Below are 19,723 nucleotides of genomic sequence, written 5' to 3'. Positions count from 1 at the left end.
ATTGAGAATAATTTAAAAATGACGATATATAGGGTTAAAAATTATCATTTATTCAATAAAAATAAGATATACTGACAATAATTTAATAAACCGTTTTTTAAAACCAACGCCTTCTAAACAGTCCTAAAAGTGCCTGTGGATCGACAGTAAATTTGAATCTGATTTTTTGGTCATAGCGCGGTTGACCAATTTCCCAACCTAAATTAGAATATATTGGGAAATATATTTCGAAGTAATCTGTAACTAAATTAACTCTTATTCCAGAGTCATATACAAACTTTGCTGATTCAGATTTGTTTTTAACCAACCCTATATCGCCATAAGCAAGTATGTAGTTCCATATTGTTGTACTGGCATTAAAGGTGGTTATCCACTGATTTGCAAAGGGTGTTTCTAACTTCGATTTAAAGCCTCCTTCTGCATCAATGTATTGTTGGCTAAAAATACCCGTGGCTTCTGAACGCCCTAAGTATGAGTAATCGAACAAATAATCGGTTGGTCTATCCAAGGCAAAACTGAAATAATCGGAATTTGGGTCGTTGTCATTTTTTAAGAATGCACCGGCAAAAGCTCTAATATTTAATTGCCTATTACTTTCAAACAGTTTTCTGTACTCATAATTAAAAGATAGTTTGCTAAACTTATCGGCTATTTGAAAATCCGTATACCACTTATTAAAATTAATTAAATTGTCGTTAGAGTGTATATATCGTGCATTAAAAACACTATAATTAGGCTGATTGCTTGTTAAAACGTTACTAACATCTTTATCCCTATGAATATCTATGTATCTAAATGATAATGACTGACGTTTATTAGAGCGGAAATCATCATCATCTCTAAAGTTTAAGGTTAATGAAGGTGTAAGTTTTCTAACAAATAAATCTTCAGCATAGGAAGCATACCCACCTACAAATCCATAATTTATATAATAAAGATTACTATTCTCTAAATAATGAGTTTTAGAAATTGATGCTGAGCCAGTTAATGACTTGGATTTGAAAGCATATTGAGGCTCAATTTTATAGTTAAATAGTTTTCTTAACACAGTTTTATTATACGCTCTTACTCCTAAAGTGAACCCATCATAAATATTATTAAATTCTGCAATTGGCATAAAAAACACCTGATTGTAGTTTGGGTCTTCAATGTCTTTAAATAGTCGAAATTGTAAAGGTTTGTTATTAAAAAAGAACCCTTTTAATGATTTCCAATTATCTCTTTCATTTATCTCAGGAATCACTCTATTGTAATTTAAAACGAGCTTGTTAGCATCGTTTCTTGGAATTGTAAGCGTTTTATTTTCATCAATATTCTCAACCCATATTTTAGATACAATACTGTCATTATTTAGGCTGTACAATGAAATAGGCATATTGTTATCCCGCTTATTCTTTAAGGTAACAGTAATAGAGTCTTCAGTTTTTACAACTTTTTTAATTTTGAAATCTATTTTTTTTCTGGTGTTTATATAATCTTCAAAAAACCAATCAATGTCTTTTTCGGTTTGAGACTTTATGTAGGCTTCAAATGCCTTTGTGGTTGTCGGTTTTAATTTGTTTTCAATTATAAAAGACCCTAAACTATTTTCAACTATGTTACCATTAACAAAATCATCTAAGTATTTAAGACCTATTCCTGCTTTATATTTATTTCCAATATTGCTATTAAACTTTAACAAGGAATCTTTTTGCATTGATAAAGGCTGGTCTCTATTGGTTCTTGCCATTAACATAAATGCAAGAATATATTTATCGTTAAAATTCATTTTAGCTGCATGAAACGAACGTACGCCCCAAAAACCAGCTATAGTACCAAGAAATTTCATGTTAGGATAATGCTTTTCGGCATAATTCATTAAATAGTATATCTGTATACCATCTAAAAGCCATTGTTCTTTTCTTGGATTTATTAATAGTGTATTTTCTAAATAATTTTGCAAAGCTATTTTTAAAAGCTTTAGTTCATATTGAAAATGGTTTGGGTAAGGTTTTATAAAACTAGGTAGAAAATTTAATCCATATATTGGATTTTTATCATAATCTATCTGACTTAGCAAAAGTTTTTTGTGAGGATATTTTCCAAAGTTGTCAAAAATAAAATTAGTAACTCTTTCTGTAATTAAAACTTTGTCAATCACCTCAAGATTTTCATCACCGATATTTGATATCACTGAGAAATCATCAGTTTGTAAAGTATTAAAATTTGAGTTTTTACTTAAAAATAATTTTGTACTTATTCTATCTTTTCCTTCTAACACAACTAATTGATTGTTTGGTAGTTGTGATGTTTTGCTTACATCTAATTCTGAAGTTAATGCATATCCGTTGGGGTATCCAATTTCTAAATTAATATCAGCTTTTGGAATATACAAATCGTCAAGATTTTTATTGCTATAGTACTGCCATTCGCCATCATAAACAGCTGGCGTTATGTACCAGTATCTTAAATTTAAATCACCATTATCTGTTATACCATAACTGGTGAATTTTGCATTAGGAACTTGAACAATATATTCTAAATGAATAGTGTAAGAATCGTTTGGTTTTAAAGGGTTTTTTAATTCTACTTGTAGTACATCGGTCTGATTTTTTAGTGGACTAAACGCTAAATCCTCATTGTTTTGCTTTATAGATGTTATAACCGAGTAACCTCTATCTTCATTTTTTGCTAAATGAAAATCGTTTATATACTCATCTGCAATTCGAATGGCTAAAGGTGTCTTTTTTGTTGAATAGCTATTCGCCCAATCGTTAAGATAAATAGTTTGTAATTCATCTTGCGATGTATTTTGGTAGTGTATGGTTTGCGAAATTTTAATTTTCTTATTAGTAATATCAAAATTAGCCTTTATATCAATTTTATTTTGAGAGAGGCTAACAAAAGGAAGCAATACAAAAATGATATAATTAAAAGGGCTTAACTTCAATTTTGAAAAACATTATAAGGTTAAAATTTCATAAAAGGCTTCGCAATATAATAAATACCTACGTAACTCATTTGAGTTGCCTATGGTATTAACATTATTAACGTAAAATTTGAATTATTGGTTTTTTAGAAATTAGGACTTAAGCCTGATTCTTTATAGAAATTATCTAGTATATTAATAACTTCTTCATCCGAATCTACTAAATGAATGAGATCTAAATCTTTAGCACTGATATTTGAAAAAGAGTCTAATAAGGTCTTTTTCACCCAATCTAATAATCCTTCCCAAAAATCGGTTCCAACTAGTATAATCGGGAATTTACCTATTTTATGTGTTTGAATAAGCGTAATTGCTTCGAAAAGTTCGTCTAAAGTTCCAAAACCACCAGGCATAACAACAAATCCTTGTGAGTATTTTACAAACATAACTTTACGAACAAAAAAGTAATCAAAATCTAAACTTTTATCTTGATCTATATACGGGTTGTCATGCTGTTCAAAAGGTAAGTCAATATTTAGTCCTACCGAAGTTCCTCCACCTAAATGCGCTCCTTTGTTACCAGCTTCCATAATTCCAGGCCCGCCACCAGTAATTACTCCGTAGCCAGCTTCTACAATTTTTTTTGCGATACTTTCGGCTAGTTTATAGTATTTATCACCTGGTTTTGTTCTTGCAGACCCAAAAATGGAAACACAAGGACCTATTTTACTCATTTTTTCAAAACCGTTTACAAATTCCCCCATTATTTTAAAAATGGCCCAAGAATCGTTGGTTTTAATTTCATTCCAACCCTTATGGTGTTGTTCTTTTCTCATATATTTTTATTCTTTTATGTGTTCAATTATAAAATTATTAATACGTCGCAAAATAATATTTAAAAATTAGATTACTTTAATTGCAGTGAATATTATTATGAAAATAGCTGTAAATAAGAAAAGGTAAATCCTTAAAGATTTACCTTTTGTATTTTGAACGATTAATAATATTTAAAGTGGCTTTCTGCCACTTATAATATTATATAGAACCACAATAATTGCAATAACTAATAAAATATGTATTAAACTGCTAGTCCCTATGCCTTGAATAACTCCAAGAAAGCCTAAAAGCCATACAACAATACATATTACTGCTACTAACCAAAGTAAATTTCTCATAATAAAATAGTTATAGATTGCTACTAAAGATACTAAAGAAATTTGAGACTATATTAAAACCAGTTCTTTTTTTAGGAATTTGGCAGTATAGCTTTTTTTGTGTTTTACAACTTCTTCTGGCGTGCCTTCAACAATTATTTGTCCACCACCTTTACCACCTTCGTATCCAATGTCAATGATGTGGTCAACAGTCTTAATAACATCTAAATTATGCTCAATTATTAATACTGTATTCCCTTTATTAACTAACTTGTTTAGCACAATCATAAGTACTCTAATATCCTCAAAATGTAAACCCGTTGTGGGCTCATCTAGAATATAAAACGTATTACCAGTGTCTCTTTTAGACAATTCAGTGGCTAGTTTAATACGTTGTGCTTCACCACCAGAAAGTGTAGTACTTTGTTGGCCTAAAGTAATGTAGCCCAAACCTACATCTTTAATCGTTTTTAATTTTTTATGGATTTTAGGGATGTGCTCAAAAAATGTTACAGCTTCATTTATTGTCATGTTTAAAACATCACTAATATTTTTTCCTTTGTAACGAATCTCTAAAGTTTCACGATTAAAACGTTTTCCTTGGCAAGTTTCGCACTCTACATAAACATCTGGAAGAAAGTTCATTTCAATAACACGCAATCCACCTCCTTGACAAGTTTCGCAACGTCCTCCTTTTACATTAAAACTAAACCTTCCAGCTTTATATCCGCGAATCATGGCTTCAGGGATTTTTGCAAACAAACTTCTTATTTCATCAAAAGTTTTGGTGTAAGTTGCGGGATTGCTTCTAGGTGTTCTGCCAATGGGTGATTGATTAATATCAATTACCTTGTCAATATTTTCTAATCCTTTAATGCTTTTATATGGCATGGGTTTTTTAACACCATTAAAATAATAAGCGTTTAAAATAGGGTAGAGTGTTTCGTTAATTAACGTAGATTTTCCGCTACCAGAAACTCCAGTAACCCCAATCATTTTTCCTAAGGGAAATTTTACCGATACATTTTTCAAATTATTACCAGTACAACCGTCAAGAGATAAAAACTTACCGTTGCCTTCACGTCGTTTTAAAGGGACTTCTATTTCCTTTGTACCGTTTAAATAATCAGCAGTTAGCGTGTGATGGGATTTAAGCTCTTTAGGAGTGCCAATACTTATGATTTCACCACCGTGCTTTCCAGCTTTTGGGCCTATATCTATAACATAATCAGCACGTTCAATCATATCTTTATCATGCTCAACTACAATTACTGAGTTCCCTATATCACGTAGTGACACCAAAGAATTTATAAGTTTTTCATTATCGCGCTGATGCAATCCTATACTGGGTTCGTCCAAAATATACAATACACCTACTAACTGCGAACCAATTTGAGTTGCTAAACGAATGCGCTGCGCTTCACCACCAGAGAGTGATTTTGAGCTTCTATTAAGTGATAAATAATCTAACCCAACATCTAATAAAAACTGTAATCTTGACTTTATTTCTTTTAAAACCTCTTCAGCTATTTTTAACTGTTTTTCTGAAAGGTGATTATGCAAATCGTTAAACCATTCGGCTAACTCTACAATATCCTTATTGGCAAGTTCAGCTATATTTTTATTATTAATTTTAAAATAGAGAGATTCTCTTTTTAAACGCGAACCTTCGCAAACAGGACATTTAATTTTGTCCATATAGTCTTTTGCCCAACGTTTTAAAGAGGTAGATTCGGCTGTTTTGTATTGGTTTTCAATAAAATTGGCAACACCCTCAAAATCTATTTTGTAATCACGAGTAACGCCTAAAACTTTACTTTCAACTGAAAATTTTTCATTACCACCATATAGAATCATTTGTTTTGCTTCCTCCGGAATATCTTTATATGGGTCGCTTAGTTTGAAATCGAATCGTTGCGCAATAGTTTCAAACTGTTTGAAAATCCAACTACTTTTTTCCGGTCCATGAGGTGCTAAAGCTCCCGCTTTTATTGAAATAGTGTCATCTGGAATAATTTTTTTCTCATTAACCTGATATAAAGTTCCAATACCATTACAATTATCACACGCGCCTTTTGGAGAGTTGAAAGAAAAATTATTGGGTTCAGGGTTTGGATACGAAATTCCAGAGGTAGGGCACATTAAACTCCTGCTAAAGTATCGTGTTTCTTGTGTATCTTGGTCTATTACCAATAATACATCCTCTCCATGATACATAGCCGTGTTAATGGTTTCAGTTAAGCGTTTATCATTATCAACCGTATCATCAATTTTTAGTCTGTCAATAACAATTTCAATATCATGTGTTTTGTAACGGTCTAATTTCATGCCTTTTACTATATCATGAATTTCTCCGTCGGTCCTAACCTTTACAAAACCTTGCTTTGCAATTTGCTCAAATAACTCACGATAATGGCCTTTTCTAGAGCGTACAATAGGTGCTAATACATTAATACGTTTGCCATTAAAATCGTTCGTAATAAGTTCTTTAATTTGCTCGTCGCTATAGCTTATCATTTTTTCGCCAGTGTTATAACTATAAGCATCACTAGCACGTGCATAAAGCAATCGCAAAAAATCGTAAATCTCAGTGATTGTGCCAACTGTAGAGCGCGGTGATTTACTAGTTGTTTTTTGCTCTATGGCTATTACTGGTGAAAGACCATCTATTTTATCAACATCTGGTCGTTCTAATCCTCCTAAAAATTGACGTGCATACGCGGAAAAAGTTTCAATATAGCGTCGTTGGCCTTCAGCATAAATAGTATCGAAGGCTAATGATGATTTACCACTTCCGGAAAGTCCTGTTATTACAACAAGTTTCTCACGGGGAATAGATACATCAATGTTTTTTAGGTTGTGAACTCTAGCACCTTTTACTTCAATAAAATCGTCGAATTGGCTCATAAATTGGCAAAAGTGCAAAGGTACAATTTTAGTTGTTAAATTCTTGGTAGTTAGTATTCTGAATTTATATTAAATGTTAAAAAAAAAGGAAGCTACAATTTTGTAGCTTCCCTTTAGGAGTCATTATAATTATTAACTTAAGATTTTATCTTTACCAATTCGCCCGTGTCAATAGACTGAGTGTAATTTGCAGTTACCTGTTTTAAATATCCAAAAAACTTTTTTCCATCTTTTCTTTCAAGAGTAACTACGGTATCTCCATTGTTATCTGTTACTTTCTTAACAACTACCAATTCTTCATATACGCTCTTGTAATTAGGAAGACCGCCACGCTTTGCAATAAAGTTTAATCGTGGAAAATCAATGTGTTTGAATGATAGGTTTTTAGGTGTGCTAATTTTTAAAATGTCACCAACTTCGGGGTCATTGTTATTATAATCATTATTCAATTGTGTAGAAGCGAATGATACGCTACAGGCAAACAATAAAAGGTAAACTAATTTTTTCATAACGATACATTTTAAATTTAACAATACAAAAATAGTAAGTAAAAATTATTGATAATATTGAGTTAAAGGTGGTTTTGTTTTCTCATACCTTTAAATTTTAAGGGTTGATATTGATAAAATGATTTGTTACGATTCAATTCCCCCTTTTTCTTATCCGTTAAAGAGAAGTAGAGTTGATTTTAAGAAGAATTAACCATCTGTTTTATGGGGTAGTTCTAATCGAAATATTTTTTATTAATTAACAAAAATTTAACTATTCACAAACAAGTTAGAGGGCGTCGAATAAATCAGTCATGACAAAAAAACCTTAGGATATATTCTTTAAATATTATTTTAGTTTTATTGCATATTTATTATAATTGTTTACTTAAATTAAAAACGAAACTTATGAAGCTATTAGGAATAGGATCTAGAATTAATCATACTGAATATGGAAAAGGAGTTGTAACCAATGTAACGTCTCAACACTACTGGGTTACTTTTATTGATAATGGATTAGAAACCATTGATTTAGATAGTGAATTTGAAATTATTGAAGCTGCCGACGGAGATGTAGATACTGTAAGTTTTTTTGATATTGAAAGTAGCTTAGTAAGTATTTTAAAAAAGTGGAGTGATATAAGTGAAATTGTTCCTATTGCTGATAAATTTAAAGGTGGTAAACTTATTTTAGAACCAGCCGATACAAGTTTAAAATCTTACGAATTACCAATAGATACTTTTTTTCATAAAATAACAATGGTAAGAGATAGATTGCGTGTTATGGAACAACGAATAAATTCAAGTGATTTAGACGAACAAGGTAAAAATGATTTACAGCAATATATTACTAGAATTTACGGAAGTTTAACCAGTTTTAATATTCTGTTTAAATCAAAGAGTCATAATTTTGTAGGACAGCGAAGTAAATAAGTTAATTACTAACTTTAATCCCTTCTATTTCAAAACCAAAAAACAGAAGCTTGTGAAAGGTTGGTAATTGAGCGCCCGTTTCGGTAGTTACCCAATCGCTCCAAGAAGCCTCTAAGCCATCAATAGGTAAAACCGATGTCCACATTTTAAAACTTTTTGGTTTTCCATTCTTTTCTAATAACCATAAATACGAATCTCCTGGAGTTGTTCCACCACTATTGTAAGTTACAAGTAAAGCGTCTTCATTAGTTTCAGTTTTAACCAACCTGCGTTCTACACCAGCATCAAAAACTTTGTATGGGGCAACAAGCCAAAAAGAATCGTTATTAAAGTAATCAACAGCTTTGTCTATTAAGGCTTCGGCCATTTCACGTTCTGTGTTAAACCCATGTATATAGGCCTTACTCTTTGAAATGTCATTAAGATTAAGAGTTACTTTATTTTCTTTCCAATAGACATCGCATGTGTTTTTTACTTTATTCCATTCATAATGATGGCGTTTTTTATAGGTCCATTCAATGATTTTGGTATTTTTATAGGCGTCGTAGTCCAATGCATCTAGCATTTTGTATGCCAAAGCATCGGCTTTTTCACCTTGAATGCCCGTTGGTAAATCTTCATTGTATTTAAAATATAAAAAACCAAAAAAAAGCATACTTGGTAATGTGAGAAATACAATTGCTCCCGTTACTATTTTTAATATTCTTTTTGATTTTTTTGACATAACGCACAACACATCTTAGTTTGTGAAGTGAGCTAAAATATTAAATACTATTGTTTTAGGAAAAGAAAAGTTTTAAAAACCGATAGCCGTATCATCCCCTCGATAATCGGCTCCACCTTCATACGATTTGTCATCCAAAACAAGTATTCCATCGACCTTACCAATTATGGGTGAGTCTTGTTCATTTATGATATAACCTAATTTTTGAAGTTGATTTATAATGGATTTGTCAAATAAATTTGGTTCCATTCTAATTTCATCTGGTAGCCATTGGTGATGAAAACGAGGCGCATTTACAGCTTCTTGCATGGTCATGTTAAATTCATGAACATTTAAAATGGTTTGCAATACCGATGTAATAATCCTTGAGCCACCAGGAGTGCCAACAGACATAAATAATTCACCATTTTTTTCAACAATGGTTGGGGTCATAGAACTTAACATCCGTTTTTCTGGTACAATACTATTCGCTTCAGCTCCAATAAGCCCAAACATATTGGGTTCTCCAGGTTTGCTGCTAAAATCATCCATTTCATTATTTAAAAAGAACCCTAATTCAGAACAATATAATTTTGAGCCATAAGCACCATTTAAAGTTGTGGTGGCAGAAATAGCATTTCCAAATTGATCAACAATAGAGTAGTGGGTGGTTTCATCACTTTCAATAATTTGAATATTTCCATGAGATACATCACTTGATAATGTCGCCTTTTCAAATGAAAAAGTAGACATACGCTCCTTTAAGTAAGCTTCATTTATAAGATTTTTTATTGGAACTTCAACGAAATCTGGGTCACCTAAATAATAACTTCTATCGGCATAAGCACGTCGTTCGGCTTCAGTAATTACTTGAATGGCTTTAACCGAATTATGTCCATATTCACTGAGATTATAAGGTTCAATCATTTTCATGATTTGCGCTAAACAAACACCTCCACTTGAAGGTGGCGACATAGATATAATTCTTAAATCATCATAAGTAAACGTTACTGGAGTACGCCACTTTACTTCATAGTTAGCTAAATCTTCTTCTGTAATAATACCGCCATTGTCCTGAATAAATTTTGCTAAGGTTTTTGCGGTTTCACCTTTGTAAAACCCGTCACGTCCGTTGGTTAATATGCGCTCTAATGTTTTGGCAAGTTCAGGATATTTGATGGTGTCTTTAGCTTTCCAATGCTTATCAAAAGGAATAGAATCTTTATTAGCTTTTGGAAAAAGTGGTTGATATTGTGCAATTCTTTTTTCTTGTTTTTCAGTCACAATAACGCCTCTGTATGCTAACTCAATTACAGGTTTTAAAATATCCTCGATAGGTAAGGAGCCAAGCTTTTCATGTACTGCAAAAACTCCAGCAACTGTTCCTGGAACGCCAACCGCCATAGCACCAAGCGTACTTTTTCCAGGTATTACATCTCCATTTTCGTCTAAAAACATATTTTTTGTAGAAGCCAAGGGTGCTTTTTCTCTGTAATCAATAGCTCCAATATCGCCATTAGCTTTTCTATAAACCATAAAACCACCACCACCAATATTTCCAGCATATGGATAAGCTACTGCCAACGCCAACTCGGTTGCAGCCATAGCATCAAAAGCATTACCGCCTTTTTTAAGAATATCACTACCAATTTGTGAAGCTTCAACTCTCGCAGAAACTACCATGGCATTTTTGGTAATTAAGCCTATAGATTGCTCTGTGCTTTCTTTATTGTCAGTCGCTTTTTTGCATGAAATTAACAATAGTGGTATAATCAAGAAGTAAATTAGTTTCTTCATAATTTAAATGTTATTTAGTTCATTAAGCTTTTCTTTTGAAAATGCAATGAGTTCATCAAAAAAAAGGGTGAATTCAGTTTCAAATTCTTTATAAAATAGTTCTAATTCTACCACAGCTTCGTTCATGCTAGAACGGTTCTTAGTACGTCTATTCATACCGTCTAAAACCCTTGATATTCCTTCAATAGAGGCATAGCTTAGTAGCCAATTATCAGTTATCATATAGGGCATCATTTTTTGAATTCTTAGAGGTAAAATATCGAAATGTGCTTCCAGAGAATCATAAAAATTGTCAACGTAGCTATCTAACGATTCATCACTATAAGAACTCCAGTTTTTAGCTAAATAATGGTCATATAAAATATCAACGATAATACCTGAATAGTGCCCGTATTTTTCATGAAGTCTTTTAGTGCTTTGCCTTACTACATGATGTGCATCGGTAAAGGTATCAATTTCTCTATGTAGCAATATACCAATTTGAATGTTTTTAGGGTATTTTTTATATTTCTTTCCTTTAATACTATCCGCTATAAAATTGCCAATAGTTACCATATCATTTTCCCCAGACAAATAAATATGCGCTAAATAATTCATTGGTGAAATTTACGAATTTGGATTTAAGAAAACCGATTTTGAAATACTATATTTGCTTTTTAATCTTAAATAATTGTATGACACTTATAAAATCAATTTCAGGAATTAGAGGCACCATTGGAGGGCAGGTTGGTGAGAATTTAACCCCAATAGATGCTGTAAAATTTGCTTCGGCCTATGGTGTTTGGTTAAAGCAACAACGCCAAAAAGACAAGCACAAAGTTGTTGTTGGTAGAGATGCTCGAATTTCTGGGCAGATGATGCAGAATTTGGTTATGAATACACTTGTGGGTTTAGGTATTGATGTGGTTGATGTTGGACTTTCAACAACGCCTACTGTTGAAGTCGCTGTAACTTTAGAGCATGCCGATGGTGGAATTATTTTAACTGCTAGTCATAACCCAAAACAATGGAATGCTCTTAAGCTTTTAAATGCAAAAGGTGAGTTTTTAGATGCTGATGAAGGTGCTAAAATTTTAGAAATAGCAGAAAGCGATGATATGAGTTTTGCCGATGTGGATAATCTTGGGAAAATCACTAAGAATAAGGCCTATATAGATTTGCATATTATTGAAGTGCTTGATTTAGATTTGGTAACAGTAAAACCTATTGAAGAAGCACGTTTTAGAGTGGTTGTTGATGGTGTGAATTCTACAGGCGGTATTGCTATTCCTCTGCTTTTAGAGCGTTTAGGGGTTGATGTTATTAAATTGTATTGTGAACCAAACGGACATTTTCCGCATAATCCAGAGCCTTTAAAAGAGCATTTAGCGGATTTATCAGATGCTGTTAAAAAACACAAAGCAGATTTTGGTATTGTGGTTGATCCTGATGTAGACCGTTTAGCTTTTATGGATGAAAACGGCGAAATGTTTGGAGAAGAATACACCTTGGTAGCTTGCGCAGATTATGTACTGAGTAGAACACCAGGAAATACGGTGAGTAATATGAGTTCAACCCGAGCATTGCGAGATGTAACAGAAAAATATGGTGGAACTTATGAAGCTAGTGCAGTAGGTGAGGTTAATGTGGTTAAACTTATGAAGAAAAATAAAGTAGTTATAGGAGGAGAAGGAAATGGAGGAATCATTTATCCAGCTGCACATTATGGTCGTGATGCTTTAGTGGGTGTTGCCTTGTTTTTAAGTTTGTTAGCGGATAAAAATATTAGTGTAAGTGAGCTTAGAAAAACCTATCCTAACTATTTTATGAGTAAAAAGAAGATTGAACTAACACCAGATTTAGATGTTGATCGTATATTAAAAGATATTGAAAAGCGCTATCAGAATGAGCAATTAACTACCATTGATGGTGTGAAAATAGATTTTCCTGAGAGTTGGGTGCATTTACGTAAAAGCAACACAGAACCAATTATTAGAATTTATACAGAAGCTAAATCGCAACAAGAAGCCAGTGATTTAGCCGATAGATTTATTAAGGAAATTAAAGAGATAGCTAAATAACAAAAAAAAAGCGGAGATAAAATCTTCGCTTTTTTTTTAATTGATTGGTTTTTTATCTCGATGTTTCCAGCGTTTATGTGTCCATAAATAATACTCAGGAGCCTCATAAATTTGTTCTTCAACAAGCTTTAAAAAGATATCAGTAATCTCGTAGTCTTTATACTTTAGGGGGTTTAATGTGATGGTTTTAAACGTTGTTTCATAATACCCACGCTTTATTTTTTTTACACCAAAAAAAACAACAGCCATATCCAATCTTTTAGCAAGCATTTCTGCACCTGTATGCACAGGAACGTTAATACCCATAAACTTATTCCAATAGTAAGCTTTGTCTAGTCTTGGTGATTGATCAGAGGCAAACCCGTTTATGGATAAAACACCTTGTTTTTTTAATTCAACTAAAGTAGGAATCGTTTCTTTGGTAGTAATTAAATAACTGTTATACTTGGCTCTAATCCGTTTAACTAATTTATCAAAATATTTGTTAGCCAAACGCTTGTAAACAGCATTGCCTCTAGATTTAATATAGGTTTGAAGTATAAAAATCCATTCCCAACTCCCGTAATGAGCACACATTAAAATAATGCTTTTATTCTGATTTTCAATCTCCTTAATGAGTTCAACATTAGTAAACGTAAAGCGTTTTTTCATCTCTGCTTCCGATATGGTCATAGATTTTATAGATTCCATAATCATATCACATAAATGATGATAAAAAACCTTGGTAATACGCTTAATTTCATCATTTGATTTGTTTGGAAAAACAAGCCTTAAATTATCATAAACTACTTTTTTGCGATAGCCAACAATCCGGAAGATAAGTATGTATAATCCGTCTGAAACAAGATACAACAATCTAAAAGGTAATATGGAGATAATCCATAAAAATGGATAAACAAGAATATATATTAGAAATTGCATTAATTAATTTTAGATTTGTAATGGCAAATATATGCTAATTTGATTTTAAACGTTTACAAGCTATGGGTAATTTAAGTGCAGTAACCATTATTATAATAGCAGCAAATATCATTATTTCTTATAAAGGATTTAGTGATTATAGTTTTTTTGATAAGTACAAATTTCAGGTTGGTGCCGTTCAACGTGGAGAGCAAATCCGATTATTCAGTTCTGGGTTTTTACATGCTGATAATGCACACTTATTTTTTAACATGTTTACGCTATACTTTTTTGCGGATGTGGTTATAACGCTTTTAAGTACAATGCAATTTCTGATTATTTATCTTGGAAGTTTATTATTAGGTAGTTTGTTATCACTTTATTTTCATAAAAATGAATATCATTATAGCGCCGTAGGTGCAAGTGGAGCCGTAATGGGTGTTATTTATTCTGCTATTTTATTGCAACCCGGAATGAGTTTATATATGTTTTTTATCCCTATTCCTATTCCTGCTTATATTTTTGGAATTGGTTACCTGCTGTACTCTATCTATGGAATGAAAAACAGGATAGGTAATATTGGGCACGATGCTCATTTTGGTGGCGCAATTGGGGGTTACCTTATTACGTTAATACTCTCTCCATGGTTATTTAAAACTAATTTACTTATGATTGGTTTATTAGCTATTCCTATATTAATTCTATTTGTTTTGAGAAGAATGGGTAAAATGTAAAATATGTGGAATTTAATTTTGCAATTGGCATAAGTATTGACATTATTTAGTAGCTGAAAACATATAATATTTTTTAAATCATTGTTTTTCAGTTGTTTAAATAATATATAATTATATTTAAAATGAAGATTGATTTGTTTTAATGACAGATTGACTTAAATATATCTATGAAGAAATCTAATTTTATATCACTTGACAGTTTGTCATTACAGGAATTTGACGAAAATTCAGAGTTAATTCCGTTAATGACACCTGAAGATGAAGAAGCTATAAATAACGAAACTTTACCCGAAACTTTACCCATACTTTCATTGAGAAATACCGTACTGTTTCCAGGAGTTGTTATACCTATTACTGCTGGTAGAGATAAATCTATCAAGCTTATAAATGATGCCAATAAGGGTAAAAAAATTATTGGTGTTGTAGCTCAAAAAGATGAATCGGTTGAAAACCCTACAGCAAAAGAGATTCACGAAATTGGTACAGTTGCTCAAATTTTAAGGGTTCTTAAAATGCCCGATGGTAACGTAACCGTTATTATCCAGGGAAAAAAACGTTTTAGAGTAGCCGAGGTAATTACGGAAGAGCCTTATATGAATGCTACTATAAGAGATATTCCTGAAGCAAAACCAGCTCAAAAGAATAAAGAGTTTTTAGCAATCATTGATTCCATTAAAGAATTGGCCTTAGATATAATCAAGGAAAGTCCTAATATTCCTAGCGAAGCATCATTTGCCATAAAAAATATTGAAAGTAGTTCGTTTTTGGTGAATTTTGTGTCTTCAAACATGAACCTTTCAGTAACTGAAAAGCAGTCACTGTTAGAAATGGACGACTTGAAAAAGCGTGCTTTGGCAACGCTTAAATATATGAATGTTGAGTTTCAAAAATTAGAACTTAAAAACGACATTCAATCCAAGGTTCAAATGGATATGAGCCAACAGCAGCGTGAGTATTTCTTGCATCAACAAATGAAAACCATTCAAGAGGAATTGGGAGGCGTGAGTCATGATGAAGAGATTGAAGAAATGAAGGCTAAAGCTAGTGATAAGCTTTGGGATGAGAAGGTAGCGAAGCATTTTGATAAAGAGCTAGCTAAAATGCAAAGGATGAACCCTCAAGTAGCTGAGTATTCAATACAGCGCAACTATTTAGAGCTCTTTTTAGACTTACCATGGAATGAATTTAGTAAAGATAAATTCGATTTAAAACGCGCTATGAAAATCCTTGATAGAGACCATTTTGGTTTAGAGGATGTAAAGCGTCGAATTATAGAGTATTTAGCAGTTTTAAAGTTGCGTAACGACATGAAATCGCCTATTCTTTGTTTATACGGACCTCCAGGGGTTGGTAAAACTTCCTTAGGAAAGTCTATAGCAGAAGCTGTTGGTCGCGAGTATGTTCGTATTTCATTAGGTGGTTTACGCGATGAAGCTGAAATTCGTGGGCACCGTAAAACTTATATTGGTGCTATGCCAGGGCGAATTATTCAAAGTCTAAAAAAAGCAGGTACATCAAACCCAGTATTTGTTCTAGATGAAATAGATAAATTGTCTAACTCACATCAGGGAGACCCATCGTCTGCTATGTTAGAAGTGCTAGATCCAGAACAAAATAGCGAGTTTTATGATAACTTTTTAGAAATGGGTTACGACCTTTCTAAAGTTATGTTTATTGCAACTTGTAATAATTTATCAACGATACAACCTGCTTTAAGAGACCGTATGGAAATTATTAACGTTACGGGTTATACTATTGAAGAAAAAGTAGAAATTGCCAAACGTCATTTATTGCCTAAGCAATTAAAAGAGCATGGTTTAACTGATAATGATTTAAAAATTGGCAAGCCACAACTTGAGAAAATTGTTGAAGGTTACACACGAGAGTCAGGAGTTCGTGGTCTTGAAAAACAAATAGCAAAAATGGTGCGTTATGCAGCTAAAAATATTGCTATGGAAGAAGATTATAACATCAAGGTAACAAACGAAGATGTTGTAGAGGTTTTAGGCGGACCAAAATTAGAACGTGATAAATATGAGAATAATAATGTTGCGGGTGTTGTAACAGGATTAGCTTGGACTAGTGTTGGCGGAGATATTTTGTTTATTGAATCTATTCTTTCTAAAGGGAAAGGAACCATGACGATTACCGGTAATTTAGGTACGGTCATGAAAGAATCAGCTACTATTGCTATGGAATATATAAAGTCTAATGCTGATGAATTCGGAATTGATAATTCCGTTTTTGATAATTATAACGTTCATATTCACGTACCTGAAGGCGCTACGCCTAAAGATGGACCAAGTGCAGGTGTTACCATGCTTACTTCGTTAGTGTCTTTATTTACTCAACGTAAAGTAAAGAAAAGTTTAGCCATGACTGGTGAAATCACACTTCGTGGAAAAGTACTTCCTGTAGGTGGAATAAAAGAAAAAATATTGGCTGCAAAGCGAGCACGAATAAAGGAAATTTTGTTGTGTGAGGAAAACAGACGTGATATTGAAGAAATAAAACTAGAATATTTAAAAGGGTTGAAGTTTCATTATGTAACCGATATGAGTGATGTTATTAAATTGGCTATCACAAATCAAAAAGTTAAAAACCCTAAAAAAATATAAAATTCAACCTCGATGATTATCGAGGTTTTTTTTATGTTTTCGATTTTTGGAGGATAACAAATTCATAAGTTCCCGTATTGAAAACACAAAAAGCAATTCATTTTATTTAAAATAAAAGATACATGCTATCGTTTTAAGATAGATTTACTTACTTTGTATCAGTAAATATGCTAAGAAAAATTATCTCCATTTTTTGTATCGTTTCTAGCACTTTGTCCTTTGGTCAGGTAGGAGGAGAGACTACCTACCAGTTTTTAAACTTAATATCTTCACCGCGTCAAGCAGCTTTAGGGGGAAAAGTATTTACAAATGTTGATTACGATGTAACACAAGGACTCTTTAATCCCGCTACAATTAATGTAGAAATGGATAATCAGTTGGCAGTAAACTATACAAGCTATTTAGGTGGCATTAGTTACGGAACCGCATCATACGCTTATACCATAGACAGACGTACACAAACATTTCATGCCGGTATAACATATATTAATTATGGCTCGTTTGATGGCTATGATGAAGATGGAAATTCCACAGGAACATTTACAGGAAATGAAGCTGCATTATCATTTGGTTATGCAACACAAATTGGGTATTCCGATTTTTATTTTGGAGGGAACTTAAAACTTATAACATCTAAGTTAGAGCAATATAATTCCATCGGAGCTGCTGCGGATTTAGGTTTGATTTATATTAATGAGTATTTAGATTTTAACGCTGCGTTAATAGTTAGAAATTTAGGAACTCAGATTACTACATATGCTGGATTAAATGAGCGCTTGCCTTTTGAGGTGGCTTTTGGAATGTCGCAGCGTCTAGAGAATGTACCTATTCGCTGGCATGTTACTTTAGAGAATTTACAAGAATGGCCTATTTCTAGACCCAACCCAGCACGTACTACAAGTGATTTAAGTGGCAATCAAACAAGTGAAAAGGTGGGTTTTTTAGGGCAAGTAATCAGGCATACTATTTTAGGAGCAGAAATCTTCCCTGAAGGCGGTTTTAATATCAGATTAGGATACAATTTTAGAAGAGGTGAGGAACTTAGAATTGTAGATCAACGTAATTTTTCAGGATTATCTGCTGGAATCTCTATTAAAATGAATAAAATGCGCTTTAGTTATACGCATGCAAAATATACCAGTGCAGCCAATTCAAACTTCTTCGGGTTACAGATAGATTTACAATAAATGTCTACTTTTGTGCTTCAAACATACGCATGAATAAAATTACAATAGCCATAGACGGGTTTTCTTCAACAGGAAAAAGTACGGTAGCAAAACAAATAGCGAAACATTTGGGATATGTTTATGTAGATTCTGGTGCTATGTACCGTGCGGTGACACTTTATGCTATGCAAAAAGGACTTATTAGTAAGTCAGATTTCAATATAGAAGCACTAATCTATCAATTACCTAGTATTAACATTAGTTTTAAATTTAATAAATCCTTAGGCTTTGCTGAGGTGTATTTAAACGATGTTAATGTTGAAAAAGAAATAAGAACGCTTGAAGTTTCAAGCTTTGTAAGTAAAGTAGCTGAGGTTTCGGAAGTTCGCCAGAAATTAGTCGAGCAACAACAAAAAATGGGAAAAGATAAGGGTGTTGTTATGGATGGAAGAGATATTGGTACTGTAGTATTTCCTGATGCCGAATTAAAGTTGTTTATGACTGCTTCGGCTGAAACCAGAGCAAAAAGAAGATACGAAGAACTTGTTGAAAGGGGAGATGCTGTTAATTTTGAGCAAGTTTTAAAAAACGTAAAGGAGCGTGATTATATAGATTCGAATAGAGAAGACTCGCCACTGATAAAAGCTAAGGATGCCATTGAGGTTGACAACTCCAATATGACTCTAAAAGAACAGTTTGATAAAATTATTCAATTAGTTAAAATGACTATTGAAGATTGTGAATAGAGTATTATAGCCAAAATAAAAAAAGCGGACTTTAAAAAGTTCGCTTTTTTATTTTAAATGTTTTTAATCCTACAAATTTGGAATGATTAATTCTTGATCTGGATAAATTAAATCAGGATTCTTTAAAATATCAGAATTTGCTTTAAAAATATCATGATATTTTGAAGGGTTTCCGTAGTAATGTTTAGCAATTTTTCCTAAGGTTTCTCCACTTTTAACGGTGTGTCTATGATACACGCTTTCATCAGCTACTGAGATGTTTGCTTTTATGTCTGAAGGGTTTTGTCCTCCAATTTCTTTTATCTTATCCCAAAGAATGTTTTTTTCATATTGCGTTTTAGCGGTTCCTTTTATTTTTAAAACACCATTTTCTTCACTCACATTTCCATCTTGAATGTTTAATTTTTCACCTAGCTCTAAAACAGGTTGATACTTACTTTTTGCACTCATAATTATATTAATTTTTAACAGTTTTTGCAATCAACAATATAGGAATTATTTGCATAAAACTCCTAAATATTATTCAACATAATTATTTATATTTTTCAGATGCTCAATACATAAAAAAGTCACATTTAATTTATGTATTCATTTTTAGGTAATTATATT

The 19,723-nt window shown here is 32.4% G+C and carries 16 protein-coding genes; 6 read left to right on the top strand and 10 right to left on the bottom strand.

Translation table 11 applies throughout. The annotated features are described in order from the left end of the window. Positions 1-97: 97 nt before the first annotated feature. The 5 genes from L3X39_RS05020 to L3X39_RS05000 form a co-directional block, all read right to left on the bottom strand. Positions 98-2,929, bottom strand: a complete 2,832-nt coding sequence (locus L3X39_RS05020) for a gluzincin family metallopeptidase (protein WP_237230676.1) — start codon at positions 2,927-2,929, stop codon at positions 98-100. 125 nt (positions 2,930-3,054) lie between these two features. Further along, a complete protein-coding gene (locus L3X39_RS05015) occupies positions 3,055-3,744 on the bottom strand; it encodes an LOG family protein (protein WP_237230675.1) in 690 nt (229 codons plus the stop codon). Positions 3,745-3,915: 171 nt separating this feature from the next. Then, on the bottom strand, positions 3,916-4,083 hold the full coding sequence (locus tag L3X39_RS05010; RefSeq protein WP_237230674.1) for a lmo0937 family membrane protein: 168 nt from the start codon (positions 4,081-4,083) through the stop codon (positions 3,916-3,918). 48 nt (positions 4,084-4,131) lie between these two features. After that, on the bottom strand, positions 4,132-6,969 hold the full coding sequence (gene uvrA / locus L3X39_RS05005; protein ID WP_237230673.1) for an excinuclease ABC subunit UvrA: 2,838 nt from the start codon (positions 6,967-6,969) through the stop codon (positions 4,132-4,134). A 137-nt stretch (positions 6,970-7,106) separates the two neighbouring features. Continuing rightward, the gene (locus L3X39_RS05000; RefSeq protein WP_237230672.1) at positions 7,107-7,478 is read right to left on the bottom strand and encodes a hypothetical protein; all 372 of its coding nucleotides are present in this window, start codon (positions 7,476-7,478) and stop codon (positions 7,107-7,109) included. 387 nt (positions 7,479-7,865) lie between these two features. On the opposite strand from L3X39_RS05000, the gene L3X39_RS04995 reads away from it, so the two are divergent. Next, the gene (locus L3X39_RS04995; protein WP_237230671.1) at positions 7,866-8,390 is read left to right on the top strand and encodes a DUF8685 domain-containing protein; all 525 of its coding nucleotides are present in this window, start codon (positions 7,866-7,868) and stop codon (positions 8,388-8,390) included. A gap of 1 nt (position 8,391) precedes the next feature. On the opposite strand, the gene L3X39_RS04990 is transcribed toward L3X39_RS04995, so the two are convergent. The 3 genes from L3X39_RS04990 to L3X39_RS04980 form a co-directional block, all read right to left on the bottom strand. Beyond that, positions 8,392-9,114 (bottom strand): hypothetical protein, encoded by a 723-nt coding sequence (locus L3X39_RS04990; protein ID WP_237230670.1) that lies wholly within the window; start codon positions 9,112-9,114, stop codon positions 8,392-8,394. 72 nt (positions 9,115-9,186) lie between these two features. Next, entirely contained in the window at positions 9,187-10,890 is a 1,704-nt protein-coding gene (ggt, locus tag L3X39_RS04985) for a gamma-glutamyltransferase (RefSeq protein ID WP_237230669.1), read from the bottom strand. Between the two features lie 3 nt (positions 10,891-10,893). Further along, positions 10,894-11,487, bottom strand: coding sequence for an acyl carrier protein phosphodiesterase (locus tag L3X39_RS04980; RefSeq protein WP_237230668.1), 594 nt, complete (start codon positions 11,485-11,487; stop codon positions 10,894-10,896). Positions 11,488-11,564: 77 nt separating this feature from the next. Here L3X39_RS04980 and glmM point away from each other — a divergent pair, with 77 nt between their 5' ends. Beyond that, positions 11,565-12,950 carry a phosphoglucosamine mutase gene (gene glmM / locus L3X39_RS04975; protein ID WP_237230667.1) on the top strand — a complete coding sequence of 462 codons (1,386 nt, stop codon included), beginning with the start codon at positions 11,565-11,567 and terminating at the stop codon, positions 12,948-12,950. Between the two features lie 36 nt (positions 12,951-12,986). Here glmM and L3X39_RS04970 read toward each other — a convergent pair whose 3' ends face one another. Then, complete coding sequence (locus L3X39_RS04970) at positions 12,987-13,871, bottom strand: lysophospholipid acyltransferase family protein (RefSeq protein WP_237230666.1); 885 nt, start codon at positions 13,869-13,871, stop codon at positions 12,987-12,989. A 62-nt stretch (positions 13,872-13,933) separates the two neighbouring features. Between L3X39_RS04970 and L3X39_RS04965 the strand changes: the two genes are divergently transcribed. The 4 genes from L3X39_RS04965 (at position 13,934) to cmk (ending at position 19,114) form a co-directional block, all read left to right on the top strand. Further along, entirely contained in the window at positions 13,934-14,584 is a 651-nt protein-coding gene (locus L3X39_RS04965) for a rhomboid family intramembrane serine protease (RefSeq protein WP_237230665.1), read from the top strand. 167 nt (positions 14,585-14,751) lie between these two features. Next, complete coding sequence (gene lon / locus L3X39_RS04960) at positions 14,752-17,202, top strand: endopeptidase La (protein ID WP_237230664.1); 2,451 nt, start codon at positions 14,752-14,754, stop codon at positions 17,200-17,202. Positions 17,203-17,369: 167 nt separating this feature from the next. Further along, on the top strand, positions 17,370-18,389 hold the full coding sequence (porQ, locus tag L3X39_RS04955; RefSeq protein ID WP_237230663.1) for a type IX secretion system protein PorQ: 1,020 nt from the start codon (positions 17,370-17,372) through the stop codon (positions 18,387-18,389). Positions 18,390-18,418: 29 nt separating this feature from the next. Continuing rightward, complete coding sequence (cmk, locus tag L3X39_RS04950; protein ID WP_237230662.1) at positions 18,419-19,114, top strand: (d)CMP kinase; 696 nt, start codon at positions 18,419-18,421, stop codon at positions 19,112-19,114. 69 nt (positions 19,115-19,183) lie between these two features. Here cmk and L3X39_RS04945 read toward each other — a convergent pair whose 3' ends face one another. Next, entirely contained in the window at positions 19,184-19,564 is a 381-nt protein-coding gene (locus tag L3X39_RS04945) for a LysM peptidoglycan-binding domain-containing protein (protein ID WP_237230661.1), read from the bottom strand. Positions 19,565-19,723: the final 159 nt, after the last annotated feature.

The organism is Flaviramulus multivorans (assembly GCF_021728415.1).
Classification (GTDB): Bacteria; Bacteroidota; Bacteroidia; order Flavobacteriales; family Flavobacteriaceae; genus Sabulilitoribacter; species Sabulilitoribacter multivorans.
Note: the sequence above shows the minus strand (reverse complement) of the source record. Positions and strands in the feature narration are given on the sequence as shown.

What these genes read in the sequence shown, in the direction of transcription:
- L3X39_RS05015 (WP_237230675.1), bottom strand. Translation starts at nt 3,744, where the DNA reads ATGAGAAAAGAACAACACCATAAGGGTTGGAATGAAATTAAAACCAAC.
- L3X39_RS05010 (WP_237230674.1), bottom strand. Translation starts at nt 4,083, where the DNA reads ATGAGAAATTTACTTTGGTTAGTAGCAGTAATATGTATTGTTGTATGG.
- uvrA (WP_237230673.1), bottom strand. Translation starts at nt 6,969, where the DNA reads ATGAGCCAATTCGACGATTTTATTGAAGTAAAAGGTGCTAGAGTTCAC.
- L3X39_RS05000 (WP_237230672.1), bottom strand. Translation starts at nt 7,478, where the DNA reads ATGAAAAAATTAGTTTACCTTTTATTGTTTGCCTGTAGCGTATCATTC.
- L3X39_RS04995 (WP_237230671.1), top strand. Translation starts at nt 7,866, where the DNA reads ATGAAGCTATTAGGAATAGGATCTAGAATTAATCATACTGAATATGGA.
- L3X39_RS04990 (WP_237230670.1), bottom strand. Translation starts at nt 9,114, where the DNA reads ATGTCAAAAAAATCAAAAAGAATATTAAAAATAGTAACGGGAGCAATT.
- ggt (WP_237230669.1), bottom strand. Translation starts at nt 10,890, where the DNA reads ATGAAGAAACTAATTTACTTCTTGATTATACCACTATTGTTAATTTCA.
- L3X39_RS04980 (WP_237230668.1), bottom strand. Translation starts at nt 11,487, where the DNA reads ATGAATTATTTAGCGCATATTTATTTGTCTGGGGAAAATGATATGGTA.
- glmM (WP_237230667.1), top strand. Translation starts at nt 11,565, where the DNA reads ATGACACTTATAAAATCAATTTCAGGAATTAGAGGCACCATTGGAGGG.
- L3X39_RS04970 (WP_237230666.1), bottom strand. Translation starts at nt 13,871, where the DNA reads ATGCAATTTCTAATATATATTCTTGTTTATCCATTTTTATGGATTATC.
- L3X39_RS04965 (WP_237230665.1), top strand. Translation starts at nt 13,934, where the DNA reads ATGGGTAATTTAAGTGCAGTAACCATTATTATAATAGCAGCAAATATC.
- lon (WP_237230664.1), top strand. Translation starts at nt 14,752, where the DNA reads ATGAAGAAATCTAATTTTATATCACTTGACAGTTTGTCATTACAGGAA.
- porQ (WP_237230663.1), top strand. Translation starts at nt 17,370, where the DNA reads ATGCTAAGAAAAATTATCTCCATTTTTTGTATCGTTTCTAGCACTTTG.
- cmk (WP_237230662.1), top strand. Translation starts at nt 18,419, where the DNA reads ATGAATAAAATTACAATAGCCATAGACGGGTTTTCTTCAACAGGAAAA.
- L3X39_RS04945 (WP_237230661.1), bottom strand. Translation starts at nt 19,564, where the DNA reads ATGAGTGCAAAAAGTAAGTATCAACCTGTTTTAGAGCTAGGTGAAAAA.